This window comes from Bacillus sp. CECT 9360 (assembly GCF_918741275.1).
GTDB lineage: Bacteria > Bacillota > Bacilli > Bacillales > DSM-1321 > Peribacillus.
Genome location: NZ_CAKKNA010000020.1, coordinates 1 through 17,684 on the forward strand (window position 1 = coordinate 1; position 17,684 = coordinate 17,684).

At 44.1% G+C, this 17,684-nt stretch carries 17 protein-coding genes and 1 other annotated feature; all 17 genes read left to right on the forward strand.

All coding sequences use genetic code 11. The features are described 5' to 3' along the window. Positions 1-1,290 precede the first annotated feature (1,290 nt). The 17 genes from LQ216_RS18590 (at position 1,291) to LQ216_RS18670 (ending at position 17,657) form a co-directional block, all read left to right on the forward strand. Entirely contained in the window at positions 1,291-1,752 is a 462-nt protein-coding gene (locus tag LQ216_RS18590; protein ID WP_230130972.1) for a CtsR family transcriptional regulator, read from the forward strand. 24 nt (positions 1,753-1,776) lie between these two features. Then, complete coding sequence (locus tag LQ216_RS18595) at positions 1,777-2,331, forward strand: UvrB/UvrC motif-containing protein (RefSeq protein ID WP_230130974.1); 555 nt, start codon at positions 1,777-1,779, stop codon at positions 2,329-2,331. Next, complete coding sequence (locus LQ216_RS18600; protein ID WP_230130975.1) at positions 2,328-3,422, forward strand: protein arginine kinase; 1,095 nt, start codon at positions 2,328-2,330, stop codon at positions 3,420-3,422. The genes LQ216_RS18595 and LQ216_RS18600 overlap by 4 nt, the downstream gene beginning before the upstream one ends. Then, a complete protein-coding gene (clpC, locus tag LQ216_RS18605; protein WP_230130977.1) occupies positions 3,419-5,860 on the forward strand; it encodes an ATP-dependent protease ATP-binding subunit ClpC in 2,442 nt (813 codons plus the stop codon). The genes LQ216_RS18600 and clpC overlap by 4 nt, the downstream gene beginning before the upstream one ends. A 218-nt stretch (positions 5,861-6,078) precedes the next feature. Then, positions 6,079-7,470 (forward strand): DNA repair protein RadA, encoded by a 1,392-nt coding sequence (gene radA / locus LQ216_RS18610; RefSeq protein WP_230130979.1) that lies wholly within the window; start codon positions 6,079-6,081, stop codon positions 7,468-7,470. Positions 7,471-7,472: 2 nt separating this feature from the next. Then, the gene (disA, locus tag LQ216_RS18615) at positions 7,473-8,546 is read left to right on the forward strand and encodes a DNA integrity scanning diadenylate cyclase DisA (RefSeq protein ID WP_230130981.1); all 1,074 of its coding nucleotides are present in this window, start codon (positions 7,473-7,475) and stop codon (positions 8,544-8,546) included. Between the two features lie 240 nt (positions 8,547-8,786). Then, entirely contained in the window at positions 8,787-9,878 is a 1,092-nt protein-coding gene (locus LQ216_RS18620; RefSeq protein WP_230130983.1) for a PIN/TRAM domain-containing protein, read from the forward strand. 15 nt (positions 9,879-9,893) lie between these two features. Beyond that, positions 9,894-10,577, forward strand: coding sequence for a 2-C-methyl-D-erythritol 4-phosphate cytidylyltransferase (gene ispD / locus LQ216_RS18625; RefSeq protein WP_230130985.1), 684 nt, complete (start codon positions 9,894-9,896; stop codon positions 10,575-10,577). Positions 10,578-10,607: 30 nt separating this feature from the next. Further along, positions 10,608-11,087, forward strand: a complete 480-nt coding sequence (gene ispF, locus LQ216_RS18630) for a 2-C-methyl-D-erythritol 2,4-cyclodiphosphate synthase (protein WP_230130988.1) — start codon at positions 10,608-10,610, stop codon at positions 11,085-11,087. A gap of 91 nt (positions 11,088-11,178) precedes the next feature. Further along, positions 11,179-12,633 carry a glutamate--tRNA ligase gene (gltX, locus tag LQ216_RS18635; protein ID WP_230130990.1) on the forward strand — a complete coding sequence of 485 codons (1,455 nt, stop codon included), beginning with the start codon at positions 11,179-11,181 and terminating at the stop codon, positions 12,631-12,633. A gap of 42 nt (positions 12,634-12,675) precedes the next feature. Beyond that, positions 12,676-12,932, forward strand: a binding site (T-box leader). Between the two features lie 85 nt (positions 12,933-13,017). After that, positions 13,018-13,665 carry a serine O-acetyltransferase gene (cysE, locus tag LQ216_RS18640; protein WP_230130992.1) on the forward strand — a complete coding sequence of 216 codons (648 nt, stop codon included), beginning with the start codon at positions 13,018-13,020 and terminating at the stop codon, positions 13,663-13,665. A 1-nt stretch (position 13,666) separates the two neighbouring features. Further along, the gene (gene cysS / locus LQ216_RS18645; RefSeq protein ID WP_230130994.1) at positions 13,667-15,064 is read left to right on the forward strand and encodes a cysteine--tRNA ligase; all 1,398 of its coding nucleotides are present in this window, start codon (positions 13,667-13,669) and stop codon (positions 15,062-15,064) included. Between the two features lie 3 nt (positions 15,065-15,067). Next, on the forward strand, positions 15,068-15,481 hold the full coding sequence (locus LQ216_RS18650) for a Mini-ribonuclease 3 (RefSeq protein WP_230130995.1): 414 nt from the start codon (positions 15,068-15,070) through the stop codon (positions 15,479-15,481). Between the two features lie 4 nt (positions 15,482-15,485). After that, positions 15,486-16,229, forward strand: coding sequence for a 23S rRNA (guanosine(2251)-2'-O)-methyltransferase RlmB (gene rlmB / locus LQ216_RS18655; protein WP_230130997.1), 744 nt, complete (start codon positions 15,486-15,488; stop codon positions 16,227-16,229). Between the two features lie 4 nt (positions 16,230-16,233). Further along, positions 16,234-16,743 carry an NYN domain-containing protein gene (locus LQ216_RS18660; RefSeq protein ID WP_230131091.1) on the forward strand — a complete coding sequence of 170 codons (510 nt, stop codon included), beginning with the start codon at positions 16,234-16,236 and terminating at the stop codon, positions 16,741-16,743. Positions 16,744-16,814: 71 nt separating this feature from the next. Beyond that, on the forward strand, positions 16,815-17,465 hold the full coding sequence (gene sigH, locus LQ216_RS18665) for an RNA polymerase sporulation sigma factor SigH (protein WP_230130999.1): 651 nt from the start codon (positions 16,815-16,817) through the stop codon (positions 17,463-17,465). Positions 17,466-17,468: 3 nt separating this feature from the next. Then, complete coding sequence (locus tag LQ216_RS18670; RefSeq protein ID WP_230131001.1) at positions 17,469-17,657, forward strand: hypothetical protein; 189 nt, start codon at positions 17,469-17,471, stop codon at positions 17,655-17,657. Positions 17,658-17,684: the final 27 nt, after the last annotated feature.

The following is a 17,684-nucleotide window of genomic DNA, read 5'->3' on the forward strand; positions in this document are numbered from 1 at the left end:
GGCCCTGGATGGGGAGGAGCAAGGAGGTCGAGGAAACGAGTGAGTGAGGACCGGAATGTACTATGTACATGAGGACCGGAGCGAAGGAAGCTTGACGAAGAGATCCGCGGCTCATCGCCATCCAGGAATCCGAACGCGGAAGTTAAGCTCGAGCGCCGATGGTAGTTGGGGGATCTCCCCCTGTGAGAGTAGGACGTCGCCAAGCAAGCAGAAGATCAGTCGAATAGGCTGGTCTTTTTTTGTGTTTTAAAACCGAAGGTTAGTAAGAAGTTCAAAGTATGATGGGAGTTAAGTAAAGAAAGTCAGGCCCTGGATGGGGAGGAGCAAGGAGGTCGAGGAAACGAGTGATGTTAAGGAACGAAGGCTAAGAACGCAACATCCTGTTGCAACGCCTTCATGACCTACATCCTGTAGGCCTCACGGAAGTTAAGCTCGAGCGCCGATGGTAGTTGGGGTGAGTCAAGGACCTTCTGCTAAACCCGCCACATCCATGTGGCAACGCAGAAGTCAGCACATCCTGTGCAAGTCCTGTGAGAGTAGGGCGTCGCCAAGCAAGTGAAGACCAGCCGATTTGGCTGGTTTTTTTTTGTGTGAAAATGCGTTTCGTTTGAATGGACGATGTTTTCGTTTAAATGCCCGGAAGTTTCGTTCAAGTCACTAGGACTTTCGTTTAAATGGACTCGATATTTGTTTGAATCATAGAAATTATCGTTTAAATGATGAAAGCCTTCGCCAGAACTTCCACATATTGTAAAACTTACACAGTCAGAAACATAGAGATATATAACTCGTATCAAAAATGATCAACTTTTTTAAAAAAAAGGCTCTGTTAACGATAATGTTGTTTTTGGGAAGGGAATCTGCGAGACTCCTCGAAAATGCATACGCATTTTCTCGTGCGGTGTCTATTCAAGGATGATGAATCAACGTCCTGCGGAAAAACGGGCTGGCAAGACCCCGCAGCGAGGTACGAATGAGGAGGCTTGCCAGTTCGTCCGCGGAAAGCGAGTAGATTCCATGACCATTTGAAAATCAACAATGGAATTTAACAGAGCCAAAAAAAAAAGAATCTTTTGTTCCCCCTTATCTCTATTTTTCAGAACCCAGGTTTTACAGCAACAAATATGAGGTATAAAAATAAAATAAACGATCGGAACTTTTACGTATGTTTTAAATACATAAAAACGGGCGAAAATAATATTGTTACCAAAGGGCATTATTATTGAAAATTTTTAAATTCACTGTATAATAAAAGTCAAATATAGTCAAAGTCAGATTGGAGGAGGTTGGGTGAAAAATATCTCCGATGTAATTGAGAATTACTTAAAGCAGATATTAGAGATGAGTGAGAAAGATATTTTAGAAATTAAAAGAAGTGAAGTAGCGGATAAATTTCAGTGTGTTCCTTCTCAGATCAATTATGTCATCAATACCAGATTCACCATCGAACGAGGTTATCTGGTAGAGAGTAAGCGTGGCGGCGGCGGTTATATCCGGATTATGAAGGTTAAATCGTATGATTACGCGCATTTGATTGATCAGTTAATATCTCTTATTGGATCCCGCGTTTCTCAAGCGACTGCTGCGGGGGTTATTAGCCGGCTGATAGGCGAAGATATTGTGAATGAACGTGAAGCCAGAATTATGTTAAGCGTCATGGATCGTTCCGTTATCTATATCGAATTGCCGGCCAGGGACGAATTAAGGGCGAGAATCCTGAAGGCGATGCTTACAACCTTAAAATATAAATAAAAAGTGCCTTGAGAGGTGATAAAGATGATTTGCCAGGAATGCAACGAACGGCCGGCGGCCCTGCATTTTACGAAAATTGTAAATGGAAAAAAAACCGAAGTTCATATTTGTGAGAGGTGTGCCCAGGAAAAAGGCGAGATGTTTATGTTTAATGGCGGCTCGGGTTTTTCGATTAATAATCTGCTAGCGGGTTTATTAAACATAGAATCCGGCTTTCAACAAGCAATGCCAAATGCTCTTCCCCAAAAAGAAGTGCTTCGCTGTAAACGTTGTAATCTTTCGTTTCCGCAGTTTGTCCATGTTGGTAAATTTGGCTGTGCTGAATGCTATGAAACCTTTAAAGACCAACTGGATCCTATTTTAAAAAGAGTGCATAGCGGAAATACTTCACATCATGGGAAAGTACCTAAAAGAATTGGCGGAAGCATTCATATAAGAAAGCAAATCAACGATTTAAAACAAACACTTAAACAGTTTATCGAACAGGAAGAGTTTGAGAAGGCTGCTGACATTCGTGACCAGGTTCGTTCATTGGAAAAACAAATGGACAGTGGTGATGAAGGAGGGGAGCGGTCTTGAGTCTGGAACATTTTTTGGAAAACGCTATTAGCTCATGGATGAATGAAGAGGGCCCCGATTCTGATATTGTACTAAGTTCGCGGGTACGTCTGGCAAGGAATTTTAAAGACTTTTCTTTTTCTACTTTATTTTCACAAGAAGAAGCTGTGGCGATTATAAATGTAATAAAAGATCGTTTAAAGGATACGGAGATACCTGAGGTCGGGAAGCTGGAGTTTTTGCAGGTAGAAACACTTCAGCCACTTGAAAAATTGGTATTGGTTGAAAAGCATTTAATCAGCCCACATTTAGCAGAAGATTCACCATACGGGGCTTGCCTGCTTTCAGAAAATGAAGAAGTCAGCATCATGGTAAATGAAGAGGACCATATTCGGATCCAATGTCTATTTTCCGGATTGCAGCTAAATGAAGCTTTGCTGAGGGCAAATGTTATCGATGATTTTATCGAAGGGCAAATTGATTATGCTTATGATGAAGAGCGCGGCTATTTGACTAGCTGTCCCACAAATGTCGGTACCGGGCTCCGGGCCTCAGTGATGATGCATTTGCCGGGCCTCGTGCTGACAAATCAGATGAACCATCTCGTTCCTGCCATCAATCAATTAGGTCTTGTTGTCAGAGGGATCTATGGAGAAGGCAGTGAGGCGCAGGGGAATATTTTTCAAATTTCGAACCAGATCACACTCGGTAAGTCTGAAACGGACATTGTGGAGGATTTAACGAGCGTTGTACAACAAATCATCGCTCAGGAAAGGTCTGCGCGTAAAGCATTAGTGCAAACCTCTAACATACAATTAGAAGATAGAGTCTACCGTTCATTAGGTACTCTGCTGCATGCCCGGGTCATCGAAACGAAGGAGGCTGCAAGATGTCTCTCCGATGTTAGATTAGGAATTGATCTTGGGTATATTAAGAATATTTCCAAATGCATTTTGAATGAGTTAATGATTTTGACTCAGCCGGGATTTTTACAAACGTATGCCGGCGGCCCGCTTCGTCCTCAAGATAGGGATATAAGAAGAGCTGCTTTCATTAGAGAACGATTCGAATTAGAGAAAAGAGATAATACTGAAGGAGGAATTTCCTTATGATGTTTGGCCGATTTACAGAAAGAGCCCAAAAAGTATTAGCATTAGCCCAAGAAGAAGCCATCCGTTTAGGTCATAATAATATTGGAACCGAACACATATTGCTAGGATTGGTTCGCGAAGGCGAAGGAATTGCTGCGAAGGCATTGAATGCGCTTGGATTAGGAGCGGATAAAATCCAAAAAGAAGTGGAAAACCTAATTGGCCGCGGTCAGGAAAACGCCCAGACCATCCATTATACACCAAGGGCAAAAAAGGTTATTGAGTTATCAATGGATGAAGCCCGTAAACTGGGACATTCCTATGTCGGCACAGAACATGTCCTGCTCGGCCTGATTCGTGAAGGCGAAGGTGTTGCAGCACGGGTTCTGAATAATCTTGGCGTTAGCTTAAATAAAGCACGACAGCAAGTATTGCAGCTACTTGGCAGCAATGAGTCAGGCGGACATCAGGGTTCTTCATCCGCAAGCGCCAGCACACCAACATTAGACAGCTTGGCGCGCGACTTAACCGCGATTGCCAGAGAAGGAAGCCTTGACCCGGTTATCGGCAGAAGCAAAGAGATTCAGAGGGTCATTGAAGTGTTAAGCCGCCGTACAAAAAATAACCCGGTGTTAATTGGTGAGCCTGGAGTTGGTAAAACAGCGATTGCAGAAGGTCTTGCCCAGCAAATCATTAACAATGAAGTGCCAGAGATTCTTAGAGACAAACGCGTTATGACTCTCGATATGGGTACGGTCGTTGCTGGGACGAAATACCGCGGGGAGTTCGAGGACCGTTTAAAGAAGGTGATGGATGAAATCCGCCAGGCGGGCAATATCATCCTGTTCATCGATGAGCTTCACACTTTAATTGGAGCCGGCGGTGCTGAGGGTGCGATTGATGCATCCAATATTCTGAAGCCTTCCCTGGCACGCGGAGAGCTTCAATGTATCGGAGCTACAACACTTGATGAATATCGTAAATATATCGAAAAAGATGCGGCCCTTGAACGGCGTTTCCAGCCCATTCAGGTTAATGAACCTACGATGCCGGAGTCAATTCAAATTCTTCAAGGACTTCGCGACCGTTATGAAGCTCATCACCGAGTATCCATCTCGGATGAAGCGATTGAGGCTGCTGTTAAATTATCAGACCGCTATATTTCCGATCGTTTCTTGCCGGACAAAGCCATCGATCTAATTGATGAGGCCGGTTCCAAGGTGCGTTTGCGCTCCTATACGACACCACCGAATCTTAAAGAATTAGAAGTCAAGCTTGATGAAGTAAGAAAAGAGAAAGATGCTTCCGTACAAAGCCAAGAGTTTGAGAAAGCAGCTTCTCTCCGCGATACGGAACAACGTTTGAGAGAGCAGCTGGAAGAGACGAAGAAAACTTGGAAGGAAAAACAAGGGCAGGAAAATAGCGCGGTTACTGTCGATGACATCGCAAGTGTTGTCTCAAGTTGGACCGGTGTGCCTGTAACACGACTTGCCCAGACAGAGACTGATAAATTGTTGAATATGGAAGAACTCCTTCATGCGCGCGTAATCGGACAGGACGAAGCGGTGATTGCGGTGGCGAAAGCAGTCCGCCGTGCGAGAGCCGGGTTAAAAGACCCTAAACGCCCGATTGGTTCCTTTATCTTTCTGGGTCCTACGGGAGTCGGGAAAACAGAGCTTGCCCGGGCCCTTGCTGAATCGATCTTTGGTGAGGAAGATGCCATGATCCGCATTGATATGTCGGAATATATGGAGAAACATTCCACTTCACGTCTTGTCGGTTCTCCACCAGGGTATGTAGGATACGAAGAGGGTGGCCAATTAACGGAAAAGGTTCGGAGAAAACCATACTCAGTCGTCCTGCTCGATGAAATTGAAAAAGCGCATCCGGATGTGTTTAATATCTTGCTTCAAGTCCTTGAAGACGGCAGGTTAACGGATTCAAAAGGACGTGTCGTTGATTTCCGTAATACGATATTGATCATGACTTCAAATGTCGGTGCTGCAGCACTTAAGAGCAATAAATATGTAGGCTTCAACATCCAGGATGAAGGACAGGATTACAAGGATATGAAAGGAAAGGTATTAGAAGAGCTAAAAAGAGCCTTCCGTCCAGAATTCCTGAACCGTATCGACGAAACGATTGTCTTCCATTCACTTGAGAAAAAACATTTGAGGGAGATTGTATCGCTGATGACCGATCTGCTTACTGTCCGGTTGAAGGAGCAGGATATTATGCTGGAGCTTACCGATGCGGCCAAAGCAAAAATTGCGGAAGAAGGCTATGATCCAGAATATGGTGCGCGACCGATTAGAAGAGCGATCCAGAAGCATGTAGAAGATTATCTGTCAGAAGAGCTGCTGAAAGGCACTATCCAAAAAGGGCAGAAGGTATTAATGGACGTAGAAAATGGGGAATTTACCGTAAAGCAGGTAGAAGCTGCTTCAGTGAATGAATAGTAACATAAAACAGCATGGGAGGTGCACGCAATTATGCTGTGCATCTCTTTTTCTTCTTTAACATGTGATAATATGGACGCACGAGCAATGAAAAAGTCGAATGTATGTTAAAAATGTTGTAATTATTTGCGATGAAGTTTTAGAAGGATTAAACCATGCTTTTATTTAATATCTTACTAGTAGCGGTTTTTTCTAAATGAAATAGAGGGGAAGCAACTATGGCTGTTAAAAAAAAGACGAAATTTATTTGCCAATCATGCGGATATGAATCTGCTAAATGGATGGGCAAATGCCCGGGATGCGGTGACTGGAATAAGATGGTTGAGGAAGTGGAGATCGTAAAACCTGCCAGGAGAGGAGCCTTTGCTCATTCAGAAATGACCGCAGGAAAAGGGGAAAGACAGAAGGCCACCCCGATAACGATGATTGAAACGTCACAGGAACCGCGCATTTCGACTGATTTAGCGGAGTTAAACCGTGCTCTGGGAGGAGGGGTCGTACAGGGATCGCTTGTATTAATCGGTGGCGATCCGGGAATCGGAAAGTCGACCCTGTTATTACAGGTGTCTTCTCAATTGGCGCGGAAGCAGAAGAAAGTATTGTATATTTCAGGCGAGGAATCGGTTAAGCAGACAAAAATGAGAGCGGACCGGCTTGGAGCGGCTTCCGACAATCTTTATGTGTACTCGGAGACCGATATGGAATATATCAATCAAGCGATTCAGGAGGTCAAGCCGGATCTGGTGATCATCGATTCGATTCAGACTGTTTATCACGCAGAAGTAACCTCGGCCCCAGGGAGTGTATCGCAGGTTCGGGAATGTACAGCTTCCTTAATGAGAATTGCCAAGACGAGTGGAATCGCGATTTTCATCGTCGGCCATGTTACGAAGGAAGGCTCAATTGCCGGACCGAGGATTTTGGAGCATATGGTCGATACCGTGCTCTATTTTGAGGGAGAGAGACACCACACATACCGGATTGTCAGGGCAGTAAAGAATCGTTTTGGATCGACGAACGAGATGGGTATTTTTGAAATGAAGGAAAATGGGCTGGAAGAGGTGGCGAACCCTTCGGAAATCTTTCTTGAAGAACGATCACAGGGTGCCTCGGGATCCACGGTCGTCGCTTCGATGGAAGGAACCCGGCCCGTATTGGTTGAGATACAGGCTTTAATTTCACCAACCAGCTTTGGGAACGCAAGGAGAATGGCAACTGGAATAGACCATAGTCGTGTATCACTGTTGATGGCCGTATTGGAAAAAAGAGTAGGATTGCTTCTGCAAAATCAGGATGCCTATTTAAAGGTTGCTGGAGGAGTAAAGCTTGATGAACCGGCAATAGACCTGGCGATCACTGTCAGCATTGCCTCCAGTTTTCGCGATAAACCTACCAAACAAACGGATTGTATTATCGGTGAGGTAGGTTTGACCGGGGAAGTCAGACGGGTATCGAGAATCGAGCAGCGCGTCCAGGAGGCGGCAAAGCTTGGGTTCGAGAGGGTCATCCTTCCAGCTAACAATATCGGGGGATGGACTGCCCCTAAAGGAATTGAAATTGTAGGCGTATCTACAGTTGTGGAGGCTCTTCATTATGCTTTAGGAGGGTGAGCATGACGGAAAAAAAAGCGTATGAAAAGACAAGGTTTGAAATCCTGCGAATGGTGGCCCCCGGTTCGCCGCTGCGTGAAGGGATTGATAACGTCCTCCGGGCGAACACAGGTGGGCTTATCGTGGTAGGCTACAATGAAAAAGTGAAGACAATAGTCGATGGGGGATTTCAGATAAATTGTTCATGCACCCCCAGTACGCTTTATGAATTGGCCAAGATGGACGGAGCCATTATTTTAAACGAGAAGACAGATAAAATTATTTTGGCGAATGCACAGCTGGCCCCTGACTCAGCTGTCTCCTCAACAGAGACCGGGATGAGGCACCGAACTGCGGAACGTGTCGCAAAGGAAACCAAAACGTTAGTTATCGCTATTTCTCAGCGACGCAATGTCATTACGCTCTACCAGGGGAATTTTCGTTATGCTTTAAAGGATATTGCTGTCATCCTTGCAAAAGCTAACCTTGCGATACAAACGCTTGAAAAATACAAAGTGGTTCTACAGCAAAGCATTTCGGAATTAAGCTTTTTGGAATTTGAAGAAATTGTAACATATGCAGACCTGCTAAGGGTATTTCACCGTTTTGTGATGGTGCTCCGAATCAAGGTTGAGCTTTTATCTTATTTGCATGAGCTCGGCACAGAGGGAAGGCTGATCAGGCTGCAAATGAATGAGCTTTTATCTGATTTGGAAGAAGAAGGGTTACTCCTTATCAAGGATTATGCCTTCGAGAAAGATGGAAAGCCCGGCCGAATCGTTCAGCGTCTGCAAGATCTTGCACAATTGGAAATTCTCGAAGATAGCGTGCTTTTGAAGGTGCTTGGCTATAATGGGTATATTCCTGTGGATGAGGTCGTAAGTCCGCGAGGTTACCGGGTTTTAAATAAAATCCCCCGGTTACCGGGACTGATAGTTGAAAATCTCGTTCACCGATTTAGGGTTTTTACGAATGTAACCAAAGCCACTGTTGAAGAATTGGATGATGTGGAAGGAATTGGTGAAGTCAGGGCGAAAAAAATTCAGGAAGGTCTAAGAATTTTAAGAAACCAGTTGGTGCTGGAACGAAAAATGTAAAGAAATATACGTTCTTGTTAAGGGCAATGTTACAAAAAAGTGAACAAGACACTATTTTTTGACACCTCTATTTCTTGATGCTAGGCTAATATTACGGAGCCTCTTTTATGATCTTCACTAGCTATCTTACTTCTAAAGATTACGATAAGTTCTCCACTTTCGATATTTTTCAAAAACCTTCTTCAATGTGGTTTCAATTTGTTGATTTTGTTAATAATGATTAAAAAAGGAGGTGAGGGGATGTTAAAACGCATTATTCAAGCATGTTTCTTAATAATAGGCGGAACTCTGGGGATTTTTCTTATTCCTCAATTATTAACGATCGTACATGCGGATCATATTGCTTTTATAAACAATCCTTACGTTAGTGCAATTTTAGGTGCTATTATATTCTATCTTTTTACTTTTTGGGCAGTAGATTATGTAGTGGATTTCATTAAATGGTTCGAGGAACTTCTTGTAAAGGCTCCAATTACCGATATTATCTTTGGAAGTGTCGGATTGATCGTCGGTCTTTTTGTTGCTTTTTTAATTGGATATGCCTTGAATGCTATCCAAGTCCCTATTTTTACTACGGTCGCACCGATTCTGTTAACATTGCTGTTCGGATATCTAGGTTTTCAGGTAGGATTCAAAAAACGGGATGAACTGTTGAATCTATTTTCCAAAAACAGCAAAAGGAAGGGCGATGCTCTCGATTCAGATGAAGTTGAGCCGGGCAGCAGCCCTATCAAAATCCTCGATACGAGTGTTATCATTGATGGACGGATTGCAGATATTTGCCAGACGGGATTCCTGGAGGGAACCATCGTGATCCCTCAATTTGTTTTAGCGGAACTGCAGCATATTGCCGATTCTTCTGATGCATTAAAAAGAAATCGCGGAAGACGGGGATTGGATATTCTGAACAGGATTCAAAAGGAATTAGCAGTCGAAGTCGAGATGTACGAAGGCGATTTTGAAGATATCCAGGAAGTGGACAGCAAGCTCGTAAAGCTTGCGAAAATTACAAATGGAATTGTTGTGACGAATGACTTTAATCTAAATAAAGTCTGTGAATTTCAGAACGTATCTGTGCTAAACATCAATGATTTAGCGAATGCCGTTAAGCCGGTTGTCCTGCCAGGAGAAGAAATGAATGTACAAGTCATTAAAGATGGCAAGGAGCAAAACCAAGGGATCGCTTATTTAGATGACGGAACGATGATCGTCGTAGAAGGCGGCCGCGATCATATCGGAAAGCGCCTTGATGTAATCGTGACAAGCGTTCTGCAAACGTCAGCCGGCCGAATGATTTTTGCCAAACCTAAACTTTTAGAAAAAGCATTATAGTAGGGAGAAGCCTGTATGTTTTACGAAGTAATCATTCCTGCAGCGGGACAAGGCAAAAGAATGAATGCAGGAAAAAACAAGCTGTTTGTCGAGCTTGCCGGCAAACCTATTATCATTTATACGCTTCAGGTGTTTGAAAGTGATCCTGCGTGCAACGGAATTATTCTCTCTATTAATCCAGATGAGGAAGAATTGTTTCAATCTATCATCACTCAATATGGATTGAAAAAAATCAAAAAGCTGGTTCCGGGTGGGAATGAAAGGCAACAAAGCGTATATAACGGGATTAAATATGCCGATGAACATTCAATTGTTCTAGTTCATGACGGAGCACGTCCCTTTATCGGGCATGCCCTTATCATGGAATTAGCCACTGCTGCTTCCAAGTATGGAGGGGCAATTGTCGCGGTCCCGGTAAAGGATACAATCAAAAAAGCAAAAGATAAAGCGGTGGTGGAAACCGTTGAACGATCTAGCTTGTGGGCAGTCCAGACACCACAAGCTTTTCGCGTCCCTAAGCTGATCAAGGCCCATGAAATGGCCGAAAAAGAACGGTTTTTAGGTACGGACGATGCCATCCTTCTTGAAAGAATGGGAGAATCCGTCATAATTATTGAGGGGAATTACGATAACATTAAAATCACGACACCGGAAGATTTGTATTTTGCGGAAGCCATTTTACAAAAAATGCGTTCTTAGGTAAGGACGGACAGAAAGGGAGAGAAAGCCATGTTTCGAATCGGACAGGGATTTGACGTCCACCAGCTTGCAAGCGGTCGTCCACTAATTATTGGCGGGGTCACCATTCCATACGAAAAGGGGCTGCTAGGGCATTCAGATGCCGATGTGTTGCTTCATACCGTGGCAGATGCATGCCTTGGGGCAATCGGAGCCGGTGATATCGGTAAGCATTTCCCAGATACGGATCCAGAATTTAAGGATGCTGATTCAGCAAAGCTTTTGCAGCATGTGTGGAGGCTTGTGAAAAAAGAGGGATACGTATTAGGCAATGCGGATTGCACAATTATTGCGCAAAGTCCTAAGATGGCCCCTTATATCGAACAAATAAGAGCACGCATTGCTGAACTGCTTGACGCTTCATTAGAGCAAATCAATGTGAAAGCCACGACTACGGAAAAGCTTGGCTTTACGGGTAGAAGTGAAGGGATTGCCTCACAGGCAGTAGTTTTGCTAATAAAAGCGAACTAACCTCTCTTTACAGCTAAGTGCTTTATCCTGCCACATTTAGATGGTAGAATAGAACGATATTAGAGATGTAGAGCTTAGGAGGCGTCAAACGATGAGTAGCGAAATTCGTGTTCGTTATGCACCAAGTCCAACCGGACATTTACATATAGGGAACGCAAGGACGGCATTATTCAATTACCTTTTTGCCCGCAATAAAGGCGGAAAGTTCATCATCCGGATTGAAGATACGGACTTGAAGCGCAATATTGAAGGCGGGGAAGAAAGCCAGCTTACCTATTTGAAGTGGCTTGGTATGGATTGGGACGAAAGTGTCGATAAAGGTGGAGAATACGGGCCGTACCGCCAATCAGAACGCAATGATATGTATAATGATTTGTATAACCAGCTGCTTGAAAAAGGGCTTGCCTATAAATGTTATTGTACGGAAGAAGAGCTTGAAGCAGAGCGAGAGGCCCAAATGGCTAAGAATGAAACACCGAAATACTCCGGCAAGTGCCACCATTTAACAGACGGTGAACGAGCTAAGCTCGAGGCAGAGGGAAGGAAACCGAGTATCCGGTTTGTTGTTCCTGAAGGTAAGGTTTATCAATTCCATGATATGGTCAAGGATGATGTATCCTTCGATTCAGAGGGCATCGGTGATTGGGTGATCGTGAAAAAAGACGGGATTCCTACCTATAATTTCGCTGTAGCAGTGGATGATCACTTGATGAAAATCTCCCATGTTCTTCGCGGGGATGACCATATTTCAAACACGCCCAAGCAATTGATGATTTATGAAGCTTTCGGCTGGGAACCGCCGGTATTTGGACATATGACTCTAATTGTGAACGAAAGTCGGAAGAAATTGAGCAAGCGGGACGAATCGATTATCCAGTTTATTGAACAATACAAAGAGCTCGGGTATGTACCGGAAGCCCTTTTTAACTTCATTGCCTTGCTCGGATGGTCTCCAGGAGGGGAGGAAGAAATTTTCTCCAAAGATGATTTTATTAAGCGATTCGATGCGGACCGTTTATCCAAGTCGCCGGCGCTTTTCGATAAGCAAAAGCTCACTTGGATGAATAACCAGTATGTAAAACAGCTTGAACTGGATCGCGTTCTGGAAATCTCGGTACCTCATCTGATTAAAGCGGGCAAAATAGCTGGTGCGAGTGCGGCTGAAAACGAATGGGTCCGGAATCTTGTAGCGCTTTATCAGGAGCAAATGAGTTACGGAGCAGAAATCGTCGAGCTTTCCAGCTTATTTTTCAAGGATAAAATCGAGTATGAAGAAGAGGCGAAGGAAGTTCTTGCTGAGGAACAGGTGCCGGAAGTTATGGCTGCTTTCCTTGAAGAAGTGAACAAGCTGGAGAATTTTGCGGCTGATGAAATCAAGGCCGCAATCAAAACGGTACAAAAAAGTACCGGCCAGAAAGGCAAAAAGCTGTTTATGCCCATCCGGGCAGCAGCGACCGGACAAACACACGGACCAGATTTGCCTAAGGCAATCGCACTATTAGGCAAAGAAAAAATAAAACAGCGATTGCAAGACATTTTACATTAACAGACAATAAAAAGTATAATATACTAATAATCAATTAAAACCCAGAATGCGTAGACGGGGAGAAGTAAAGACATGATGCTTTCAGAGAGAACCATGACCTGGTGAAAGTGGTTCAAGCCTCTCATGCTTGAAATGCACCCCTGAGTCCTTTGTTGAACCTTACTTACAAGTAGGCGAAGGCGGCAATTCCTCCGTTATCGGGAAAAGAGTTGGGAATGAAATGTATCAGCAGGACTTTACTTGCGTGAGAAATTGCATTCCAAACAGAGTGGAACCGCGCGCAGTTAAGCGTCTCTGTCATTAGGCAGAGGCGCTTTTTTATATGGGTTTTAACAGTGTAAACACAGACTAAACAACTGACTAGGAGTACAGGAGGGGATAAGTGTGATTAAAATATTTAAAGAAGACATCGAAGTCATTTTCGATCAGGATCCTGCAGCGCGTAGCTATATTGATGTAATTCTTACTTATTCCGGCCTCCATGCGATTTGGAATCATCGGCTGGCACATGCTTTATATAAAAGGAAGTTTTATTTTATCGCACGGTGTATTTCGCAGGTAAGCCGTTTTTTTACAGGCGTTGAAATTCACCCTGGCGCCCAAATAGGACGGCGTCTCTTCATTGATCATGGAATGGGGGTTGTCATCGGGGAAACGTGTGAGATCGGCGATAATGTTACCGTGTTTCAGGGAGTTACTCTCGGTGGCACAGGTAAAGAAAAAGGGAAAAGGCATCCTACCATAAAAGACAATGTCTTAATCGCAACCGGGGCCAAGGTTCTCGGATCGATCATAATTGGAGAGAATTCAAAGATCGGGGCGGGTTCTGTCGTCCTTAAGGAAGTTCCTCCTAATTCGACCGTCGTAGGCATCCCGGGGAAAGTTGTCATCAGGGACGGCGTGAAAGTGACCAAAGACTTAAACCATACCGATTTACCGGATCCGACAGGGGACCGATTTAAAGAAATGGAAAAGGAAATCGCTGCTTTAAAAATAGAATTGAAAAATTTAAAAAGAGAAAGGGTCAACTAAAATGGCGATAAAAATCTACAACACATTAACGAGGCAAAAGGAAGAATTTAAGCCATTAGAAGCAGGAAAGGTCAAAATGTATGTATGCGGCCCGACCGTCTATAACTATATCCATATCGGAAATGGCAGGCCTCCAATCGTATTTGATACGGTACGCCGGTATTTCAGCTATCGTGGCTATGATGTGCAATATGTTTCGAATTTTACTGATGTTGACGACAAGCTAATCCGCGCAGCTAAAGAGCTGGGAGAAGATGTTCCCACGGTTTCAGATCGTTTTATTAAAGCTTACTTTGAAGATGTTACCGCGCTTGGTTGCCAAAAAGCGGATGTCCATCCGCGTGTTATGGAAAGCATGGATATCATCATCGAGTTTATTGAAACACTGATTGAAAAAGGCTTTGCTTATGAATCAGAAGGGGACGTGTATTATCGGACACGCAAATTTGATACGTATGGAAAATTATCTCATCAATCGATCGATGAATTGCGGATCGGCGCCCGGATTGAAGTCGGTGAAAAGAAACAGGATGCCCTTGATTTTGCCGTATGGAAAGCGGCCAAAGAGGGCGAGATATCATGGGAAAGCCCATGGGGCAAGGGCCGACCGGGCTGGCATATCGAATGCTCGGCGATGGTTCGGAAATATCTTGGCGACACGATTGATATTCACGCAGGCGGACAGGATTTGGCCTTCCCGCATCACGAAAATGAAATCGCCCAATCGGAAGCTCTGACAGGCAAACCTTTTGCGAATTATTGGATGCATAACGGGTATATAAATATCGATAATGAAAAGATGTCCAAATCATTGGGTAACTTTGTGCTGGTGCATGACATCATTCAAAAGCATGACCCGCAGGTATTGCGCTTTTTTATGCTATCCGTCCATTACCGTCATCCGATTAACTATAGTGAAGAGCTTCTTGATAATATGAAAGCCTCCTTGGACCGACTAAAAACATCTTACCAAAACCTGAAGCACCGGAGCGGCTCGAGCGACGGCTTAACGGAAAACAACCAAGGATGGCTGGATAAAATCATCAGCATCCACAAAGAATTTATTCAAGAAATGGATGACGATTTCAATACAGCGAATGCCATCTCTGTTTTATTTGAACTATCAAAGCAGGCAAACTATTACTTAATGGAAAAGAATACAGACAAGAAAGTGATTCAGGCTTTCATGGATGAATTTAAAGATTTGTTTCAGGTACTAGGCTTATCATTGGAAGAGGAAGCGTTACTTGATGACGAGATTGAGGATTTGATCCAACAGCGGATACAGGCCCGTAAAGATCGGAATTTCCAGCTTTCTGATGATATTCGCGACCGTCTTAAAGATATGAATATTATTCTTGAAGACACACCGCAAGGTACAAGATGGAAAAGAGGATAAGCTATGCTTCCTTATCGGGATAAAATTGACGAAAAAATTCTGGGGAGTCTCGCGCTCGCTTACATGGGCGATGCTGTCTATGAAACGTACATCAGGCATCATCTTATTCAAAAGGGGGCAGTTAAGCCGAACCTTCTACATAAAGAAGCCACGAGCTTTGTTTCCGCGAAAGCCCAAAGCAAAGTGATTCATTATTTGCTTGAGAATGAAAAGTTAACGGAAGAGGAACTGGCAGTTGTGCGCAGAGGAAGAAACGCAAAGTCGGGAACGGTTCCAAAAAACACGGATGTGCAAACATATCGGTATGGTACCGCTTTTGAGGCGTTGATTGGATACCTTTATTTGGCGGAACAAAAGGACCGGCTTGAAGAAATTATCATTCAATCAATCCAATTCATTGAGGAAGAAGGGAGTTGAACCCATGAGCGAAGAATACATCATTGGAAGAAACCCGGTGTTGGAGGCCTTGCGGTCGGAACGGGAAATCAATAAAATCTTGGTTGCTGAAGGCTCCCAAAAGGGCCAGATGCAGCAAATCATCGGACTCGCAAAGGAAAGACAGGTTTTACTGCAATTCGTTCCGAAGAAAAAAATCGACCAAATGTCTGATGGAAACCATCAAGGTGTCATTGCGCAAGTAGCTGCTTATGCATACGCTGAATTGGATGACTTGTTCGCGCTTGCCGAAGAAAGAAACGAAGCTCCCTTCTTTCTTTTGTTGGACGAGATCGAAGACCCGCACAATCTGGGTTCGATTATGAGAACGGCCGATGCAGCAGGGGTGCATGGGATCATTATTCCGAAGCGGCGAGCGGTTGGCTTGACGGCAACAGTGGCGAAATTGTCTACGGGCGCAATCGAGTACATACCTGTCGTGCGTGTAACCAATATGGCAAGAGCCATTGAAGAGATTAAGGAACGCGGTGTTTGGATCGTCGGAACAGATGCGAAAGGAAGCGATGATTATCGCAGCATGGATGGCGGAATGTCGATCGGCCTCGTGATCGGAAGTGAAGGAAAAGGCATGGGCAGGTTGATAAAAGATAAATGTGATTTTCTGATACGCTTGCCAATGGCTGGGAAGGTCACCTCTTTAAATGCATCCGTCGCAGCCGGGCTATTGATGTATGAGGTTTATCGCAAAAGACACCCGCTAGGGGAATAAGATGATGAACATTCTGTTGGTGGATGGTTACAACATCATTGGCGCCTGGCCGGAACTGAGAGAATTAAAGGATCGGGATCTTTCGGCAGCAAGGGACCGCTTAATTGAACGGATGGCTGAATACCAGGCGTTTACCGGTTTCCGGGTTATCATTGTGTTTGATGCTCATTTCGTTCAGGGAATCGAGCGCAAATACGAAAATTACAAGATCGAAATAATTTTTACTAAAGAAAATGAAACAGCGGATGAACGGATTGAAAAACTGGCAAGCGACTTAAATAATATCAAAACGCAAGTTCATGTAGCCACCTCCGATTACACGGAGCAATGGGTGATTTTTGGCCAGGGAGCGTTACGGAAATCAGCGCGCGAGCTTCTGAATGAAATGAATCACATCGATAGGGAGATCGAAAAAAACGTAAAAAAAACGACGAAAAAAAAGCCTGCTTCCAAAATTGACCTGACTGATGAAATGGCTGAAATTTTTGAAAAATGGCGCCGAGGACAATTTTGACCTGTTGACGTCTAAAAATTTTCTACTGTATAATATTTCTATCTATATGTGTACGGTCAGGGGGATATAACATGGGTGTCAACTTCGGAATGAAACTGAACGACAAGTACTTGCAGGTAGAAGATGAAGGGCTGGTAGACTTAGTGCACAAAGGCGACACCGAGGCATTGGACTATTTAATCCATAAATACCGCAATTTTGTGAGAGCGAAAGCGCGTACTTATTTCCTGATCGGCGCTGACAAGGAAGACATCGTTCAGGAAGGCATGATTGGCCTTTACAAAGCTATCCGCGATTTTAAAGGGGACAAGCTTTCTTCCTTCAAGGCCTTTGCCGAGCTTTGTATCACCAGGCAAATCATTACGGCTATCAAGACAGCCACGAGGCAAAAACATATCCCTCTTAATTCTTATGTCTCTCTGGACAAGCCTATATACGATGAAGAATCTGACAGGACGTTGATGGATGTGATTTCAGGCGCAAAAATACTCGATCCGGAAGCGCTGATCATCAACCAGGAAGAGTTCGATGATATTGAATTGAAAATGGCAGAGCTATTGAGTGATCTCGAACGAAAAGTTCTCGCCTTATACCTTGACGGACAGTCGTATCAGGAAATTTCCGCGGAGTTGAACCGCCATGTGAAATCGATCGATAATGCTCTCCAGCGTGTAAAAAGAAAACTGGAGCGCTATCTGGAAGTTAGAGAGATTACCCAGTAACCCGTGGGACTTGCCCGGGATGGGCTGGCATCGGCGCAAGACATACCGACATGGCAGGTTTTAGTCGATGGCCCAACAACAGGGCGCTTCCGCTTAGGCCCACAGGATGTGGGTCATGAAGGCGTTGCCACAGGACGTGGCGAACTTAGCCTTCGTTCCTTTCTAGTGATTGACAATAAAAGTAAGCCGTGATAAAGTTTGAAGGGCGTACGAAAGTGG

Coding starts and splice junctions, on each gene's coding strand:
- LQ216_RS18595 (WP_230130974.1), top strand. CDS start 1,777: ATGATTTGCCAGGAATGCAACGAACGGCCGGCGGCCCTGCATTTTACG.
- clpC (WP_230130977.1), top strand. CDS start 3,419: ATGATGTTTGGCCGATTTACAGAAAGAGCCCAAAAAGTATTAGCATTA.
- radA (WP_230130979.1), top strand. CDS start 6,079: ATGGCTGTTAAAAAAAAGACGAAATTTATTTGCCAATCATGCGGATAT.
- disA (WP_230130981.1), top strand. CDS start 7,473: ATGACGGAAAAAAAAGCGTATGAAAAGACAAGGTTTGAAATCCTGCGA.
- LQ216_RS18620 (WP_230130983.1), top strand. CDS start 8,787: ATGTTAAAACGCATTATTCAAGCATGTTTCTTAATAATAGGCGGAACT.
- ispD (WP_230130985.1), top strand. CDS start 9,894: ATGTTTTACGAAGTAATCATTCCTGCAGCGGGACAAGGCAAAAGAATG.
- ispF (WP_230130988.1), top strand. CDS start 10,608: ATGTTTCGAATCGGACAGGGATTTGACGTCCACCAGCTTGCAAGCGGT.
- gltX (WP_230130990.1), top strand. CDS start 11,179: ATGAGTAGCGAAATTCGTGTTCGTTATGCACCAAGTCCAACCGGACAT.
- cysS (WP_230130994.1), top strand. CDS start 13,667: ATGGCGATAAAAATCTACAACACATTAACGAGGCAAAAGGAAGAATTT.
- LQ216_RS18650 (WP_230130995.1), top strand. CDS start 15,068: ATGCTTCCTTATCGGGATAAAATTGACGAAAAAATTCTGGGGAGTCTC.
- rlmB (WP_230130997.1), top strand. CDS start 15,486: ATGAGCGAAGAATACATCATTGGAAGAAACCCGGTGTTGGAGGCCTTG.
- LQ216_RS18660 (WP_230131091.1), top strand. CDS start 16,234: ATGAACATTCTGTTGGTGGATGGTTACAACATCATTGGCGCCTGGCCG.
- sigH (WP_230130999.1), top strand. CDS start 16,815: ATGGGTGTCAACTTCGGAATGAAACTGAACGACAAGTACTTGCAGGTA.